The organism is Nibrella saemangeumensis (assembly GCF_039541915.1).
Classification (GTDB): Bacteria; Bacteroidota; Bacteroidia; order Cytophagales; family Spirosomataceae; genus Nibrella; species Nibrella saemangeumensis.
In genome coordinates this window covers 144,321-159,708 of the sequence record NZ_BAABHD010000027.1, presented here as the reverse complement: position 1 = coordinate 159,708, position 15,388 = coordinate 144,321, and the positions used below count along the sequence as shown (strand labels likewise).

Here is a 15,388-nt window from a genome sequence, read left to right as displayed (position 1 = left end):
TTAACCGCCGGGCGTTCCCGTCATAATTCTTAACTCAAAAAGCCCGCCATTTCCCGCTGAAGCTTATGCGCTTCGCCGGCAGCGCGCCTGGCGAAGTCAGTGCCGCTGGATGCGTAGAGAATACTCCGGGAGGCATTGACCAGCAGGCCGCCGTGTTCGTTGAGGCCGTAGCGGGAAACCTCGGCCAGGGAGCCTCCCTGCGCGCCAACGCCCGGAACCAGCAGAAAGTGGTTAGGGGCTATCTGGCGGATACGTCCCAACTGCTCTGCCTGCGTAGCGCCAACCACAAACATCAGCCGGTCATGGCTGGCCCAGGTCTGGGCGGTTTGCATCACGTACTCAAACAGCGGCTGGTTTCCAATGTGTTGCACCTGAAAGTCCTGGCTACCGGGATTGGACGTCAACGCCAGCAGAATCACCCACTTTCCGTTGTAGTTCAAAAAGGGCGTGACGGAGTCGTGGCCCATATAGGGCGCAACGGTAATAGAGTCGAAATCGAGACCGGCGGCAGAGGGGTCGAAGAACGTGCGGGCGTACAGGTCGGAGGTATTGCCGATGTCGCCCCGTTTGGCGTCGGCAATGGTAAAACAGGATTTCGGTATATACGCCAGCGTTTTCCGGAGACTCTCCCAGCCGCGGGGGCCCTGTGCTTCATAGAAGGCGATATTCGGCTTATAGGCTACGGCAAATTCGGCGGTGGCGTCGATGATTTGGCGGTTAAAGGCAAAAACGGGATCGGGGTCGTTCTGGAGGTGAGCCGGAATCTTGCGGATATCGGTGTCGAGGCCGACGCAGAGGTAGGATTGTTTATGGCGAATCTGAAGATAAAGTTCTTCGTAGGTCATTGTCAAGTACTGCCGGGGTTATACAAAAGGTTTTCCGGTCAAAAATAAGAACTAACCCCAGCGTTTCATAAATTTGTCCGATTAGGCACATTGTTATTCAAGTAAAAAAAGCTTCATGCAAGTCCGTCAAACGTCGCTCGAAGGACTCATCGAACTGATACCGCGTGTGTTTGAAGATGAACGCGGCTCCTTCTTTGAATCATATAATAAACCTTTGTTTGCCTCGCTGGGGCTGTCTATGGAATTTGTGCAGGACAATCAGTCCTTCTCCACAAAGGGTGTTTTGCGGGGACTGCACTTTCAACGGGAACCCTACGCGCAGGGAAAACTGGTACGGGTTATTGCCGGTCAGGTGCTCGATGTAGCCGTAGATCTGCGAGAAGATTCGCCCACGTTTGGGCAGCATGAGGCCTTCCTGCTCGACGCTAAAATTAACAACATGGTGTATATTCCGGAAGGTTTTGCGCATGGATTCGTGGCGCTGGAAGACAGTATCTTCAGCTATAAGTGCACGAATGTGTACAACAAAACCGCTGAGTCCGGATTGATCTGGAATGACCCGGATCTGAATATCGACTGGGGGATCGATAGCCCGATTGTATCGGAAAAAGATCAGATACTGCCGTCGTTGCGAGCACTTTACCCGCATATAGCTGTTTAAGCCACCAACGAATCAGCACTGCTTTGGGGTATGCACATACATACTCCAAAGCAGTTTTTTATGCCATACATGACCGTACGGCTGAGGCATAAAAAAACCTGCGCACGACATGGCCCGCAGGTTTTTATCAGACAGCTAAAGGTGTAATGCTCAAGGCATTTACCCAACAAAGGTATTAAAAATACTCGAAAATACCAGCTTAGATTTTGTCTAATGTTTCACGAATTCCCGGTGGTAAGCCGCCCGGTAAAGTTCCTCTTCCGGCAGGCTTTTGAAATACTCATACGTGACCCGTAAGCCTTCAGCACGGGGTACCCGCGGCTCCCAGCCCAGGAGTTCTTTCGCCCGGGTAATGTCCGGCCGACGCTGTTTGGGATCGTCCTGCGGCAGCGGCTTGTAAATGACTTTCTGCGTGGTTCCCGTCAGCCTGATAATCTCCTCGGCAAACTCTTTGATAGTGATCTCCGACGGGTTGCCGATGTTGACCGGATAGGGGTAGTCACTCAGCAGCAGCCGGTAAATACCTTCCACCAGATCATCAACGTAGCAGAACGAACGCGTCTGGCTGCCATCACCAAAGATCGTGAGGTCTTCACCCCGGAGCGCCTGCCCGATGAAAGCCGGCAGCACCCGGCCATCGTTTAACCGCATCCGTGGACCATAGGTATTAAAGATGCGCACGATACGGGTTTCCAGACCGTGGTAGGTATGGTAGGCCATGGTCATAGCCTCCTGGAACCGCTTGGCCTCGTCGTACACACCGCGCGGTCCCACCGGATTCACATTCCCCCAGTAATCCTCGTTCTGCGGATGAACCGTTGGGTCACCGTAAACTTCCGAGGTGGAGGCAATCAGCACCCGTGCGCTTTTGACCCTGGCCAGTCCCAGGCAGTTATGGATACCCAGTGAACCTACCTTCAGCGTCTGAATTGGAATCTTCAGGTAGTCAATGGGGCTGGCTGGTGAGGCAAAGTGCAGGATGTAGTGCAACTCACCCGGCACGTGAATAAACTTGGAAACGTCGTGGTGGTAAAACTCAAAATTGGGCAGGTGGAACAGGTGTTCGATATTGCGGATGTCCCCGGTGATGAGGTTGTCCATCGCAATGACATGATACCCTTCTTTGATAAAGCGGTCGCAGAGGTGCGAGCCCAGAAAGCCGGCTCCGCCGGTAATCAGAATACGTTTCATGAGACAGGGGCAGTGACGACAGCGTTTACAGTTTCGCGACCAACGCTGTAATAGGTATAGCCTATCTCACGCATCTGGTCCAGTTCATAGACGTTGCGTCCGTCAAAAATGACTTTGTTTTTCAGCAGCAGATTCATTTTATCGAAGTCGGGCGTGCGGAACAGCGGCCATTCGGTCATAATCAGCAGCGCGTCGGCATCGTCGAGGGCAGCATATTGCGTATGGGCATAATGAATAGCGTTGCCGAATACGTTGCGGACGTTATCCATGGCTTCGGGGTCATAAACGGTTACTTTGGCCCCTTCTTCCAGCAGAATCCGGATATTTTCCAGCGCCGGCGCTTCCCGGATGTCATCGGTATACGGTTTGAAGGCCAGGCCCCAAACGGCAAAACACTTACCCCGCAGTTCTCCGCCAAAATGCTCCTTGATCATGGGGATCATTTTGGTCTTCTGGTAGTTGTTAACCGCCATCACAGACTTCAGTACCTTGAAATCATACTGGTAGTCCTTAGCTGTTTTAGCCAGGGCCTGTACGTCTTTGGGGAAGCAGCTACCGCCGTAGCCGATGCCCGCAAACAGGAAACGCTTACCAATCCGGCTATCCGTGCCAATACCCCGGCGAATATCATCGACGTTGGCCCCCACCAGTTCGCACAGGTTGGCAATTTCGTTCATGAACGTGATCTTGGTCGCCAGGAATGCGTTGGCCGCATATTTGGTCATTTCGGCCGAACGTTCGTCCATAAAGATGATGGGGTTGCCCTGCCGGACCAATGGAGCATACAGCTTGTTCATCATTGCCTGAGCCCGTTCGGAGCGGGTGCCAATCACCACCCGGTCGGGCTTCATGAAGTCTTCAACGGCGGCCCCTTCACGCAGGAACTCCGGATTCGATACCACATCAAATTCCTGGTCGGTATTGCGGCTGATGTGATCCTGAACCAGTTCGGCGGTACCCACCGGGACCGTGCTTTTATCGACAACCACCACGTAATTTTCGAGCAGCGGTCCTAAATCATCAGCCACTTTCAGAATGTATTTAAGATCGGCAGAGCCATCCTCGCCCGGAGGAGTGGGCAGCGCCAGAAAGATTACCTCGGCGTCTTTTATGCCTTCAGCCAGGTTGGTGGTAAACCGGAGCCGGCCTTCGTCTACATTCCGATTGAAAAGGACGTCGAGACCCGGTTCGTAAATCGGTATAATGCGGTTGTTGAGCTTTTCAACTTTACGTTCGTCAATATCGACGCATATTACCTGATTACCCGTTTCGGCAAAGCAGGTGCCTGTAACAAGACCTACATAGCCGGTGCCAACTACTGCTAATTTCATATGTATAAGGTTGAGATAATGTCTGACTCGTATGAGATTGTATTATTTGAATAGCCGGGCTACTTCGGTCACAAAAATAGAGGTTTTTCGAAAAAGGTATACCTGTCCGGCCATTCGCTAACTAATGAAATTAATTTAATGGTTTAATCTATTCGGTAAAAACCCTCTTTAAAGCTTATTAAGGGTTGTTAAATGCTTGATAATCAGAATAAATGCTAAATGAAGGGGTTCTTTAGGTCTGAAGCTGGAAACTTAGTGAGTGGTAAACATTTTGCGGGCATCCCGCTTAATAACAAGCGCTTGTCTCAAATCGTTATTTATGTGATATTACAGATATTTCTGTATTACCACTTCATCATTTACAAAGACATTGCCAGACTTTATGGTTGCCGAAGTTGTAGAAAACCAAGAATTAATTGCGCAGACCGTGCGCGACTTTGCCGCCCGGCATATCCTGCCTCACGTCCGTCAGTGGGACGAGGAGCAGTATTTTCCTATTGATGTGTTTCACCAGTTAGGCGAGTTGGGCCTGATGGGTGTATTGGTGCCTGCCGAATACGGAGGTGCCGGTTTGGGGTACCGCGAATACGTGACGGCTATCGTAGAACTGTCAAAAGTAGACGGCTCCATCGGCTTGTCCATGGCCGCTCATAACTCCCTGTGTACTAACCATATTCTGATGTTTGGTAACGAAGATCAGAAGCAGCAATACCTGCCCCGACTGGCCTCCGGTGAGTGGATAGGGGCCTGGGGCCTGACCGAACCCAATACCGGCTCCGACGCGGGTAACATGCGGACCACCGCCGTTCGGGATGGGGATCATTGGGTGCTGAATGGCGCAAAAAACTTTATTACCCACGGCAAGAGCGGCAACGTGGCCGTGGTGATTGCCCGTACGGGTGAACCCAATACCTCCCGCAATGCCACCGCTTTCGTGGTAGAACGCGGTACACCCGGTTTTTCGGCCGGTAAGAAGGAAGATAAACTGGGGATGCGCGCTTCAGAAACCGCCGAGATGATCTTTCAGGATTGTCGGATTTCGGATAGCCAGCGCCTGGGTGAGGTAGGAGAAGGGTTTGTGCAGTCGCTCAAGATTCTGGACGGTGGCCGGATTTCCATTGCCGCCCTGAGTCTGGGGATTGCAGTGGGCGCTTTCGAGCATGCATTGGCTTATTCGCAGGAGCGGCAGCAGTTCGGACAGGCCATTGCCCGGTTCCAGGCTATCCAATTCAAACTGGCCGATCTGGCTACGGAGATTGAAGCCGCTAAGCTCCTGACGTACCAGGCCGCCGACTTGAAAGATGCCGGTAAGCCGGTTACCAAAGAGTCGGCGATGGCTAAGCTGTATGCGTCGGAGGTGGCCGTGAAAGCTGCCAATGAGGCTGTGCAGATTTATGGGGGCTATGGTTTTACCAAAGATTTTCCGGTAGAGCGGTATTACCGCGATGCCAAGCTATGCACTATTGGCGAAGGCACCAGCGAAATCCAGAAGCTGGTGATCTCGCGGCAGTTGCTGGGGTAAGTTGGTTGACTGGTTAACTGGTTGATTTGTTAACGGGTACATATAGGCAGTGCCTGTCTTCACTTAACGACGAAGACAGGCACTGTGGCTTTTGCTGTCAATGGCTTAATTTATAGCTACAAAGCAGCTTTGGTTGTAGGCATCGACCATATCGCCAAAACGGCTCCAGTCCCGGCGGGTTGCGGCTGGGTATCGCTTAACAAACTCCGCGCAGTCGCCAAACAGCGTCTCGTGCGCATCGTCGAAGTTGCCACGCTTAACCACCATCGTGCTACCGTCAGTCTTTAGCACGATATAACTCAGATCTTTGGGCAGCGTTTCAATCGTGAAGTTGCCAAAGGTGATTTCACGGTTCGATTTCCAGCCGGAAGCGTCAAAATACAGGACCATCCGGCCCCCGGGAACGGTCAGCCGTTCGATCAGCATCTCTTTGTTATTCCGTCTCGGATTGGCGACACGCTCAAAAATTACCATCTGCCGGCTGCGGGGAATACTACCTGTGGCATAAGCATAGCCGGGGATCTTCTGCGCCAGTATCTTTATCTGGCTGCCTTTCAGGTTAATCTTTTTATTATCGTCGGTCCGAACAACTATGCCCATGGGGGAGTCATTCACCATTGACCCGACGCGGACCTGACCGCGAATAGTATCGTTCTCCAGAGTTACCACATAACCGTCTGTCCAGAAGGTAATGGCCCCCAGTGGCTGGTATTGTGCGAAGGCAGCTGTGCTCAGAAGCAGGCCGGCCAGTAATGCTGCTAGTTTCATCCTCTTATTTTTTTGGTATGGATAGTATTTTGATTATTTAACGCAAAACTACAAACCAACCTACCACGAAGGCCAGGCTTGTTCGTGAACGGTAAGACAATTGTCTCAATTTTCAGGTTAGGCGGCCAGGTAAACAACCTGATACCCTAAAACAAGCGTTCCCCCCCAACCCATGTTTGCAGCACCTTGGCGGTGCGGAGCTGCTGATTGGGTACTTTCATAAGATCCTGCTCCATCACCACAAAATCGGCCTGCTTGCCGGATTGAATACTGCCGCGCAGGTGGTCTTCAAAATTGGCGTAAGCAGCCCAACTGGTCATGGCCCGCAACGCAGATGTTCGGTCAATGGCATTCTCCATCTGGAAGCCACCGGCCGGAAAGCCTTTTTCGTCGACGCGGGCCACCGCAGCATGAAAACCGTAGAGCGGGTTTACCGCTTCAACCGGAAAATCGCTGCCGAAGGTGATATAGCCGTTCTGCTTCATCAGGTCTTTAAAGGCGTAGGCTCCTTTCACGCGGGCGCTGCCCAGCCGGTCGGCGGCCCAGTACATATCGGAGGTAGCGTGGGTAGGCTGCACCGATGGAATGACTGAATAGCGATTAAATTTCCAGAAATCATCGGGCGTTACCACCTGGGCGTGTTCAATGCGCCAGCGCCGGTCGTTCTGCTTTTGCAGCAACTTGCCATACAGATCCAGAATGAGGTGGTTGGCTGAGTCGCCGATGCAGTGGGTGTTGGCCTGAAACTTACTGTCGGCCAGCAAGGTCAGAACTCGCTCCAATTCTTTGGGGCTCAGCAGCAGAAAACCCTGTGTGTCGGGCCGGTCGCTGTAGGGTGCCCGCAGGCAGGCCCCGCGTGAGCCCAGCGCCCCGTCGGCGTAGAGTTTAAACGAGCGGACCGTCAGCCGGTCGGTCTGAAACGGGCCCCGCTTCAGGTAGTAGTCGAGGTTAGGTTCACCGAGACTGATCATGACATAATCCCGGATTTTCAGCTTACCTTCTTTCTGCAGGCGTTCGATCAGTTCAATGTCTGGGCGGTTCAGGCCGGCGTCCGATACGGTAGTTAAACCCTGTGCCAGACAAGCCTTCTGGGCGGCCAGCAGCATACGCTCCTTGTCGGCTGCGTCGGGTTGGGGAATCACCCGCCGGACCAGTTGCATGGCGTTGTCCACCAGCACGCCGGTGGGTTGTCCGTTTTCCAGCACCACTTCTCCGCCGGCTACCCGGGAGCCGCTGGTGAGCTGTGCTAGCCGCATGGCTTTGGTGTTGACCAGCAGGGCGTGGCCATCTACCCGTGTCAGGGCCACCGGGATATTTGGAAAAGCAGCATCCAGTTTTACTTTGGTTGGGAAGCGCTTTTCCGGCCAGTCGTTCTGATCCCAGCCCCGGCCAATGATCCACATGGCGTCGGGATGCTGCCGGTGATACTCTTTCAGCCGCTGAATCACTTCATCGTATGAAGTGGCTCCCACCAGATCGGCCTGGTAAAGCACCTGCCCGAGGTTCATAAAATGCGCATGGGGGTCGTAGAAGCCGGGGTATACAGGTTTGCCGCCGAGGTCTACCACGCTATCCGATTCGTACTGCTTCTGGATATCCGTATTGGAGCCGACGGCCAGAAACTTTCCGTCCTGAAGGGCAAACGCCTGGGCGGTGCTGAAGGCAGAGTCGACCGTATAAACGGTGGCATTGCGGACGATCAGGTCCGCTTTTTTTCTGGTTGAACAACTGAAAAATAAGGTGGTTAGTACAAGTAGCAGGTAGTGAGTTTGTTTCATTGTGGGTTTCTTGAAGTGGGCTAAAAGTAAGCAAAAGTTGCGAGGGAAACCGTCAATTTTAGTCCCGTTGGGCAATCTGCCGGACAACCGACCGTTCCAAATAGGAAGCACATCATCGAATTTAGTAGCGTTATGAAGAAGTTTGTCCTTCTGTTTTTTCTGGTAGCAGGTAGTTCAATTCAGGTGTTTTCTCAGGTTTCGGCTGATTCCCTCAAGGTCACCAATGAGGAGCTGGACAGCCGGTATATTTATGAGGTAGAAGACCGCAAGGAGCCCGACAAGGTTCTGCATGCCGAGCCGCTTTACGTTGACCTGATCCGGGATCTGGGAGCCCGAAAAGGCGAACGTGAATGGAACATCGGTTTGGGATTGATCGACAACCTCCGGTTTGATACGTACCAGGCCCTGATTGAGTACGAGTTTGCCCCGATAAACCGGGTAGGGTTCGAGGTAGAGATCCCCATTACGCTGTACACGCTGAACGAGCCGAACCAAAGCAGGCCCTCCGACCGTATTGAGAGTTTGAAAACGGCCATTCAGTGGTCATTTCTGGTATCGGAGCGGATGAAAACGACGCTGGCCCTTGGCTACATCAATGAGCTGAAGTTTACTGACCTTGCGCGCCTGCGCGCCGAGCCGGTGCTGATGGGTAATGAGTTCAATCCTTTCTTCGTTGCCGCCAAACGGTGGGGGAACAATTTTCACACGCTGGTGTACACGGGCCCCCGATTTGAGCGGCTGTTCGGTAGGAGAGAATGGCATAGATCTTACGAAATCAATACCAATTTTCACCTGATGATTCCTGGAACACGTAACTTTCTGGGAATCGAGTTTAACAAAAATATTGCGCACAATAAGGTAAACGGGGTAGCCCGGCCGCAACTCCGGTTAGGTGTTTCCGATAATCTGCTGATCGGGATTGTGGCGGGTATACCGTTTAGTCGGCAGGATCAGCGGCTTAGTTCGTTTTTGCGGATCATTTACGAACCGGCGCACAAAAATCGAAAGCCGGTATTTGTCGGGTAAAGATCCGCCTGATATCATCAAAAAATTCAAGTATATAATTCTCTCTTGCTTCTTATTTGTAGGCGTGGTCAGATAAAGTGTAAATTTGCCCGTTAACTACAACTATATTGCACGGATGCGCTTCTCTTTAATTCTCTTTCTACTTGTCTCTCCATATGCTCTTGTTGCCCAGCAACTAAGAAATCCAGCCCAAAGGGCGGTTAAGCAAACGACGCTGGTGCAGCAGGGAGAACAGCTTACCCTGCCGGAGGCAATTTCGTCGGCCCTGGAAAAAAACTATTCGATCCGGATTTCCCGCGCTCAGGAGCGGATCGCCAACAACAACAATACCTACGGCAACGCCGGCTTTTTTCCGCTGGTGACGGCTAACCTCCAACGGAACTACGTTAACCAGAATCTGCGGCAGGAATTTTTTAATGCCCTGCAACCCCCGCAGCGGATTTACGGGGTAAACAACAACAACCTGACCGTTGGGCCGTCTGTCCAGTGGACCATCTTCAATGGACTGGGTATGTTTATCGCCTATGACCGGCTGAATGAACTGGTGCGACTGGGTGAAGCCAATACCCGCGCCAATGTTGAAGCAACCGTTGCCGATATCACCACGGCGTATTACGACGTGATCCGGCAGTTGCAGCGGCTGTTGGCATTCCGACAGGCGCTCGACATATCCGGCGATCGACTCGAACTGGCCAAGGCGAATTATGAAGTAGGAACCCGCTCTAGGGTGGATTTTCTGAGTGCGCAGGTCGACTACAATGCCGATAGTGCCGCTTACATTGCGCAGGAACAGGCCGTCCGTAATTCAAAAATCCTGCTGAATACCCTGCTGGTGCGCGACCCGAACACTGAGTTTGCGGTGCGGGATACCATTCTTGTGCGCACAGACCTGGCGCTGGAGAACCTCCGGCAGTCTGTTCTCGCCAACAATCCGCAACTGGTAGTCGCTGCGCTGAACCGTCGGGTAGCCTACCATGACATACGCCTGCTGCAGGCACAGCAGTTGCCGCAGGTGGATCTGCTGGCTACTTATAACTTTATTGCCCAGAACAACGAAGCAGGCTTCGGGATCCGGCAGGCACGTAATGATGTGCTGACGTATGGTATCCGGATTTCGGTACCCATTTTCAATGGTTTAAATCAGCGACGACTGATCCAGAATGCCAAGATCAACTCCATGGTCACCGAGTACCAGGAAGCCGATCAGCGGCTCCAGCTTCAATCGCAACTCGATCAGACGTTTAACCAGTACCAGAACAGCCTGAAGCTGGTAAATCTGGAAGTACAGAACTACCAGATTGCGATTCAGAACGTCGATATCGCCTACGAACGCTACCGGGTTGGCAACTCTACGGCCGTTGAATTCCGGGATGTGCAGCGCAACGCCGTGGCCGCCCAGACCCGGCTTATAGACGCCCTGTTTAACGCCAAAGCCGCCGAAATTGAACTCCTCCGTCTGAGCAGCACCATTGTGCAGAATGTCCGGTAGAGGCAGCGCATTCTAAACAAAAAAGGGGGCCGGATGGCCCCACTTTTTGTTTACTGTATTAACGAAGGGGTCTTTTTGGTACGCCCTCAACCGTGATTTTAACCGGCAAAATGGCTCCATTTTCGTCAAACCGGAGTTCGTCGATGCAGGTTTCGCGATGATTGGCTTTGGTTTCCGTCAGCGGCCGACGGTGGTAAACGATATACCACTCGTCCTTGCCTGGAACCTGAATCACCGAATGGTGCCCGGCCCCGGTCGCTACGGTCGGGTCCTGCTGCAGAATCTTGCCTACACGCTCAAAAGGCCCAAAAGGAGAATCGGCCACGGCATAGGCCACCGAATAGTTAGGACCGCCCCACCCACCTTCAGACCACATGAAGTAGTATTTGCCGTTGCGAATAAACATAAATGGCCCTTCTACGTAACCTTTCGGTGTAATTTCTTTAAACGTGGTGCCATCGGCCATGGGCGTAAAACCGGTGAAATCGTCTTTTAATTTGGCGATGTTGCAGTGGCGCCACCCACCGTAAATCATATAGTACTGGCCGTCTTTGTCTTTAAACACAAACTGGTCGATGGGCTGGGCACCATTGTGAAACTGCGCGATCAGCGGTTTGCCCAGGTGATCTTTAAAGGGGCCGGCTGGTTTATCGGCCACGGCTACCCCAATGCCGCCCATCTCTTTGTCGTTCTGAATATCGTTAGCCCCGAAGAACAGGTAATATTTTCCGCCTTTTTCGACTACCGCCGGGGCCCACATTGCCCGCTTCGCCCACTTGATGGCTGTCGTGTCGATTATGCGGCTGTGCTTTGTCCACGTAACCAGATCGGGCGATGAAAAGGCATCCATGAAGACCTGCTGCTCATATGGAGCCGAGTAAGTGGGATATATCCAATACGTTTTTCCAAAAACGATACCCTCGGGGTCGGCATACCAGCCGGGAAAGACCGGATTGCCCGACATGTTTTTGTTCTTTGGTGAATTAGCGGGTTGACGGACGGGTGCCGGCACTTGAGAAAAGGCCGGAACCATTGCTCCGAACAGAAAGGAAATCAATAAAAACGTCTTCATCAATGGTTGTTTTATGCGAATAGTTAACTGGTTGCGGGCTTCCGGGATACTTGCAGGGTAAAAATCAGGGTAGGGCAAAGGCCACGTATTTATGGCCTGATTTTGTTTTGAGTTTGCCGCCCCCACAGGCGATGACCAGGTACTGCCTGCCATTGGCAAAATAGGTACTCGGTGTCGCGTAACCTGCAGCGGGCAGGGGGGCCTGCCAGAGGGTCTTGCCGGTCCTGCGGTCTATAGCCCGAATTTTTTCATCGCGGGAGGCCGCAATGAAAAGCAGGCCCCCCCTGGTAACTACTGCCCCGCCGTAGTTATCGGTACCGGTCGGAGGAATCCCTTTTGCCGTTAACTCCGGGTATTCGCCCAGGGTTACCTGCCAGAGGTGTGCGCCAGTATGCATATTGATGGCTGTCATGGTACCCCAGGGCGGCCGGCTTATGGGATAACCTTTGGAGTCGTACCAACGGTTGTAGCCCGTTGCGGAATAGGGCACCGTTGTGTGGACCGGACGGGCGTCTGCCACAACGGCTGATTCTCTCCCGAACAGGAAATCGACGATAGCTTTCCGCTCGGCTTCTTTCAGGTGGGTGAACGCTGGCATCATGCCGCGTCCTTTTACCAATAGCTGGTGGACCGCTGGCTCATTCTGGCGGGCGGATACGTTCACGAGGGACGGATAAGTACCGTCGTGGCTGCCTTCCCGGGTAGTGCCGTGGCATGACCCGCAGTTCACTTCATAGAGTTTTTTACCGGTAAGTGAGCGCCCGACAGCCTCCTGGACAGGCGATTCCTTAAGGGAGGTATACACGGGGTTTTCCTTGGCCGGTACATACAGAATACTGTTCTCATCTACGGCTGCACCGCCCCACTGCGGACCTCCGCTGGTACCCGGAAAGAAGATGGTACGCTCCCGCCCCAGGGGAAGGAACGGCTGCCCTGTTCTTGCCTTTCGTACTTCGGCCAGTATTTCTTCTCTGTCTTTATCGGACAAATAGGGGCTAAGGTCCTGTTCGGTAAAACGTTGCCGGGTAAAGGGGGCGGGTTTCAGCGGAATGGGTTGTGTTGGCCAGGCCTGCTCGCCGGGGATGTCCGAAGCCGGGACGGGTCTTTCTTCAATGGGGAATAGCGGCTTACCCGTTACCCGGTCGAAGACAAACAGAAAGCCCTGCTTACTCAGTACCGACACCGCATCAATCTGCCGGGGCCGACCGTCGGGGCCGTTATGGGTAACGGTAAACAAATTGGGCGGAGCCGGAATGTCACGGTCCCAGATGTCGTGGTGAACGGTCTGGTAGTGCCACAGCCGCTTGCCGGTGGCGGCATCCAGCGCCAGCAGGCAGTTGGCAAACAGGTTGGCTCCGTGACGATTGCCTCCGTAAAAATCAGACGCGGCCGATCCCGTTGGTACATAAACGATGCCCCGTTTCCGGTCGATAGCCATTCCCATCCAGTTGTTAGCCGCCCCTACATTTTTATATCCATCTTTGGGCCAGGTGTTATAGCCATACTCACCAGGACGGGGTACCGTCCGAAACGTCCAGGCCAGACGGCCGGTCCTGACGTCATAGGCCCGAATATCGCCCGGCAGAGCCGCCGCGTTCTCGCTGACGCGGGTACCCATAATAATGAAGTTTTTGAAAATGACACCGGGGGTATTTGAGATGACGTAGTCGTCGGCACCGGGGCGGTTCAGGCCTTCTTTCAGGTCTATTTTCCCGCCAGTTCCAAACGAAGTTATCGGTTTGCCGGTACGGGCGTTCAGCGCGTAGAGGTGGGAGCCGTAGGCAAAGAATATACGACTTTCCCGGCCATTGGTCCAGTGCGTTAACCCTCGGCTGGTCATGCTGAAGGTTTCTTCGGTGAAGGCTGTTCTCCATAATTCCTGCCCGGTACCGGCATTCAGGGCAAAGGCCTGGGAACCGGCCGATACGCCGTAGAGTACTCCATCAATCACAATCGGATTGCATTGAATCTGGGTGGTATTTCTGACCGTATCAGCACCACCTGATGCGTATACCCACGCTACCGTTAGTTTTGAGACATTGCCGGTGTCGATCTGAGTAAGCGGAGAGAAGTGATTCCGGTCGGGGCCGCCATTGTACTCCGGCCAATCATGCCCAGGGTCGGCCGGGGTCGATTTAGCGGAAGCGGTCGCAGCCACGGGGGCATGCTGATCAGGTTGGCTACTGATCAGCAGGAACGTCACCGTTGCCGGCAAAACGAAATAGAGAAGGTTTCGGAACATGAAGTAAAGCGGGTTACTCCGCGGCTAACTGGCTGATAGCTCCCAGAAATTCTGAAAAAGATCCCCAGCTTTCTACTAAAGAATAAAATCCCTGTCGCATACTTAAAGAAAATCCCCCGGCAATGCCGGGGGACTAAACTGATTTATCCCTAACATAATAATGTCACTTGACCAGGAAGTCGGCTTCCTGAGAAATGCCGGCGGCTGCCTCGGTCAGCAGGTTGCCCGTGTAGGCTTCAATGGGGGTATAACTGCTTTCGTGGATGTCTTTATAAGGTTTATTGGTTGCCAGATTGTATGCGGTAATAATTGACCAGCGGGGTTTATCCGACAGATTGGCCGCCGAAGCATGCAGCGTGTTGCAGTGGAAAAAGGCCGTATCACCGGGGCCCATTTCCAGGTATTCCAGCGGCATTATCTTCAGGGCTTCATCCACCTTCTCCATGTCGGCCCCTACCTGCTCACCAGAGAAGCCGTGCTCTATCCGCCCCATTTTGTTAGAACCTTTGATCATTTGCAGGCAACCATTTTCCTGCGTAGCCGGCGTTAAGGCTGTCAGCACCGACAGCATGTCGGGAAACAGGAAGCCGTTGTTCTTGTACCAATAGCCGTAATCCTGGTGCCACTCCCAGGCCCCACCCGTTCGGGGTTCCTTTTGCATCAGTTTGGAATGGTAGTGCGCGGCTTTTCCGCCCAGAATCTGCTCTACGGCCGAAACGATGCGAGCCGAGCGGGCAAATTTGCTGTAGAGGCTATTGTCGAGGGTATACCACAGGGCCAGTCGGGTCTGGAGGCCACTGGCATCAACGCGGGCGTAGGTCTTTTGGCGCAGGACCTGATCGTTTACGGCCAGGGCGTACAGCAGGTCTACTTCTTCCCGTGAAAACAGGTTGCGGACAATCACGTAGCCATCGCGGTGATAAGCTTCCAGGTGTTCAGTTGTAAACGTCATACGCGTATGCTGTCAAATCGGAGTGGTAGATGAGTTGATTAAGGCTGGGCTTCCAGTTTTTGCTTCCAGGTATTCCATACCGCTAAAGACCGGCGCATATTATTCGGTTTGTTTCCTTTCAGGTTATAGCTCTGCAGTCCTATTGGACCGTTAAAACCAACCTCCCGGATAGCAAATTGCACCAGCCCGAAGGTGTCAAAACTACCCTGACCCAGGGGCTGGATCAGGTAGTTCCAAATTTTCCTGGAGTCAGTTTCATCGGTGGGCGTAGCTCCGCAAATCGTCATCAGCTTCAGATAAGGCTTGCACTCGGTGAGTAGGCTGGTCAGCGCACGCTGCTCCTCCCGGTTGGTCAATGCCAGGTAATGCGGCAGGTTGAAAGCCAGACCCAGTTGTGGCCGGTTGATCTGCCGGACCAGCGCCAGAGCATGGGGCACCTGTTCCAGCCAGAACCAGATATGGGGGTACAAGGCTACCTGTAATCCGTTAGCCTGAGCCAGATCGGTCAGTT

At 53.2% G+C, this 15,388-nt stretch carries 13 protein-coding genes; 4 read left to right on the top strand and 9 right to left on the bottom strand.

All coding sequences use genetic code 11. The features are described 5' to 3' along the window. Nucleotides 1–29: 29 nt before the first annotated feature. On the bottom strand, nucleotides 30–845 hold the full coding sequence (gene pyrF / locus ABD949_RS12450) for an orotidine-5'-phosphate decarboxylase (RefSeq protein WP_345243907.1): 816 nt from the start codon (nucleotides 843–845) through the stop codon (nucleotides 30–32). A gap of 115 nt (nucleotides 846–960) precedes the next feature. Between pyrF and rfbC the strand changes: the two genes are divergently transcribed. Continuing rightward, nucleotides 961–1,506 carry a dTDP-4-dehydrorhamnose 3,5-epimerase gene (gene rfbC, locus ABD949_RS12445; protein WP_345243905.1) on the top strand — a complete coding sequence of 182 codons (546 nt, stop codon included), beginning with the start codon at nucleotides 961–963 and terminating at the stop codon, nucleotides 1,504–1,506. 210 nt (nucleotides 1,507–1,716) lie between these two features. Here rfbC and ABD949_RS12440 read toward each other — a convergent pair whose 3' ends face one another. Then, nucleotides 1,717–2,697: a UDP-glucuronic acid decarboxylase family protein gene (locus tag ABD949_RS12440; RefSeq protein WP_345243903.1), complete on the bottom strand. Its 981-nt coding sequence runs from the start codon at nucleotides 2,695–2,697 to the stop codon at nucleotides 1,717–1,719. Next, nucleotides 2,694–4,028 (bottom strand): UDP-glucose dehydrogenase family protein, encoded by a 1,335-nt coding sequence (locus ABD949_RS12435; RefSeq protein ID WP_345243901.1) that lies wholly within the window; start codon nucleotides 4,026–4,028, stop codon nucleotides 2,694–2,696. The genes ABD949_RS12440 and ABD949_RS12435 overlap by 4 nt, the downstream gene beginning before the upstream one ends. Before the next feature lie 382 nt (nucleotides 4,029–4,410). On the opposite strand from ABD949_RS12435, the gene ABD949_RS12430 reads away from it, so the two are divergent. After that, nucleotides 4,411–5,550 (top strand): acyl-CoA dehydrogenase, encoded by a 1,140-nt coding sequence (locus tag ABD949_RS12430; protein ID WP_345243899.1) that lies wholly within the window; start codon nucleotides 4,411–4,413, stop codon nucleotides 5,548–5,550. Nucleotides 5,551–5,655: 105 nt separating this feature from the next. Here the strand turns inward: ABD949_RS12430 and ABD949_RS12425 are convergent, their stop codons facing one another. Next, the gene (locus tag ABD949_RS12425; protein ID WP_345243897.1) at nucleotides 5,656–6,318 is read right to left on the bottom strand and encodes a hypothetical protein; all 663 of its coding nucleotides are present in this window, start codon (nucleotides 6,316–6,318) and stop codon (nucleotides 5,656–5,658) included. Between the two features lie 146 nt (nucleotides 6,319–6,464). Beyond that, entirely contained in the window at nucleotides 6,465–8,096 is a 1,632-nt protein-coding gene (locus tag ABD949_RS12420) for an amidohydrolase (RefSeq protein WP_345243895.1), read from the bottom strand. Nucleotides 8,097–8,228: 132 nt separating this feature from the next. On the opposite strand from ABD949_RS12420, the gene ABD949_RS12415 reads away from it, so the two are divergent. Then, a complete protein-coding gene (locus ABD949_RS12415; protein ID WP_345243893.1) occupies nucleotides 8,229–9,122 on the top strand; it encodes an HAEPLYID family protein in 894 nt (297 codons plus the stop codon). Between the two features lie 115 nt (nucleotides 9,123–9,237). After that, on the top strand, nucleotides 9,238–10,611 hold the full coding sequence (locus ABD949_RS12410; RefSeq protein WP_345243891.1) for a TolC family protein: 1,374 nt from the start codon (nucleotides 9,238–9,240) through the stop codon (nucleotides 10,609–10,611). Between the two features lie 58 nt (nucleotides 10,612–10,669). Here ABD949_RS12410 and ABD949_RS12405 read toward each other — a convergent pair whose 3' ends face one another. From ABD949_RS12405 to ABD949_RS12390, 4 genes are all read right to left on the bottom strand, one after another. Then, complete coding sequence (locus ABD949_RS12405) at nucleotides 10,670–11,575, bottom strand: glycoside hydrolase family 43 protein (RefSeq protein WP_345243956.1); 906 nt, start codon at nucleotides 11,573–11,575, stop codon at nucleotides 10,670–10,672. A 172-nt stretch (nucleotides 11,576–11,747) separates the two neighbouring features. Next, on the bottom strand, nucleotides 11,748–13,925 hold the full coding sequence (locus tag ABD949_RS12400; RefSeq protein WP_345243890.1) for an outer membrane protein assembly factor BamB family protein: 2,178 nt from the start codon (nucleotides 13,923–13,925) through the stop codon (nucleotides 11,748–11,750). Between the two features lie 163 nt (nucleotides 13,926–14,088). Next, nucleotides 14,089–14,877 carry a phytanoyl-CoA dioxygenase family protein gene (locus tag ABD949_RS12395; protein WP_345243889.1) on the bottom strand — a complete coding sequence of 263 codons (789 nt, stop codon included), beginning with the start codon at nucleotides 14,875–14,877 and terminating at the stop codon, nucleotides 14,089–14,091. Between the two features lie 38 nt (nucleotides 14,878–14,915). After that, complete coding sequence (locus ABD949_RS12390; protein WP_345243887.1) at nucleotides 14,916–15,347, bottom strand: hypothetical protein; 432 nt, start codon at nucleotides 15,345–15,347, stop codon at nucleotides 14,916–14,918. Between the last annotated feature and the right edge of the window lie 41 nt (nucleotides 15,348–15,388).

Bases quoted from the DNA above. Each gene is read 5' to 3' on its own strand.
- ABD949_RS12440 (WP_345243903.1), bottom strand. From the start codon at position 2,697: ATGAAACGTATTCTGATTACCGGCGGAGCCGGCTTTCTGGGCTCGCAC.
- pyrF (WP_345243907.1), bottom strand. From the start codon at position 845: ATGACCTACGAAGAACTTTATCTTCAGATTCGCCATAAACAATCCTAC.
- ABD949_RS12430 (WP_345243899.1), top strand. From the start codon at position 4,411: ATGGTTGCCGAAGTTGTAGAAAACCAAGAATTAATTGCGCAGACCGTG.
- ABD949_RS12425 (WP_345243897.1), bottom strand. From the start codon at position 6,318: ATGAAACTAGCAGCATTACTGGCCGGCCTGCTTCTGAGCACAGCTGCC.
- ABD949_RS12420 (WP_345243895.1), bottom strand. From the start codon at position 8,096: ATGAAACAAACTCACTACCTGCTACTTGTACTAACCACCTTATTTTTC.
- ABD949_RS12410 (WP_345243891.1), top strand. From the start codon at position 9,238: ATGCGCTTCTCTTTAATTCTCTTTCTACTTGTCTCTCCATATGCTCTT.
- ABD949_RS12415 (WP_345243893.1), top strand. From the start codon at position 8,229: ATGAAGAAGTTTGTCCTTCTGTTTTTTCTGGTAGCAGGTAGTTCAATT.
- ABD949_RS12400 (WP_345243890.1), bottom strand. From the start codon at position 13,925: ATGTTCCGAAACCTTCTCTATTTCGTTTTGCCGGCAACGGTGACGTTC.
- ABD949_RS12435 (WP_345243901.1), bottom strand. From the start codon at position 4,028: ATGAAATTAGCAGTAGTTGGCACCGGCTATGTAGGTCTTGTTACAGGC.
- ABD949_RS12405 (WP_345243956.1), bottom strand. From the start codon at position 11,575: ATGTCGGGCAATCCGGTCTTTCCCGGCTGGTATGCCGACCCCGAGGGT.
- rfbC (WP_345243905.1), top strand. From the start codon at position 961: ATGCAAGTCCGTCAAACGTCGCTCGAAGGACTCATCGAACTGATACCG.
- ABD949_RS12395 (WP_345243889.1), bottom strand. From the start codon at position 14,877: ATGACGTTTACAACTGAACACCTGGAAGCTTATCACCGCGATGGCTAC.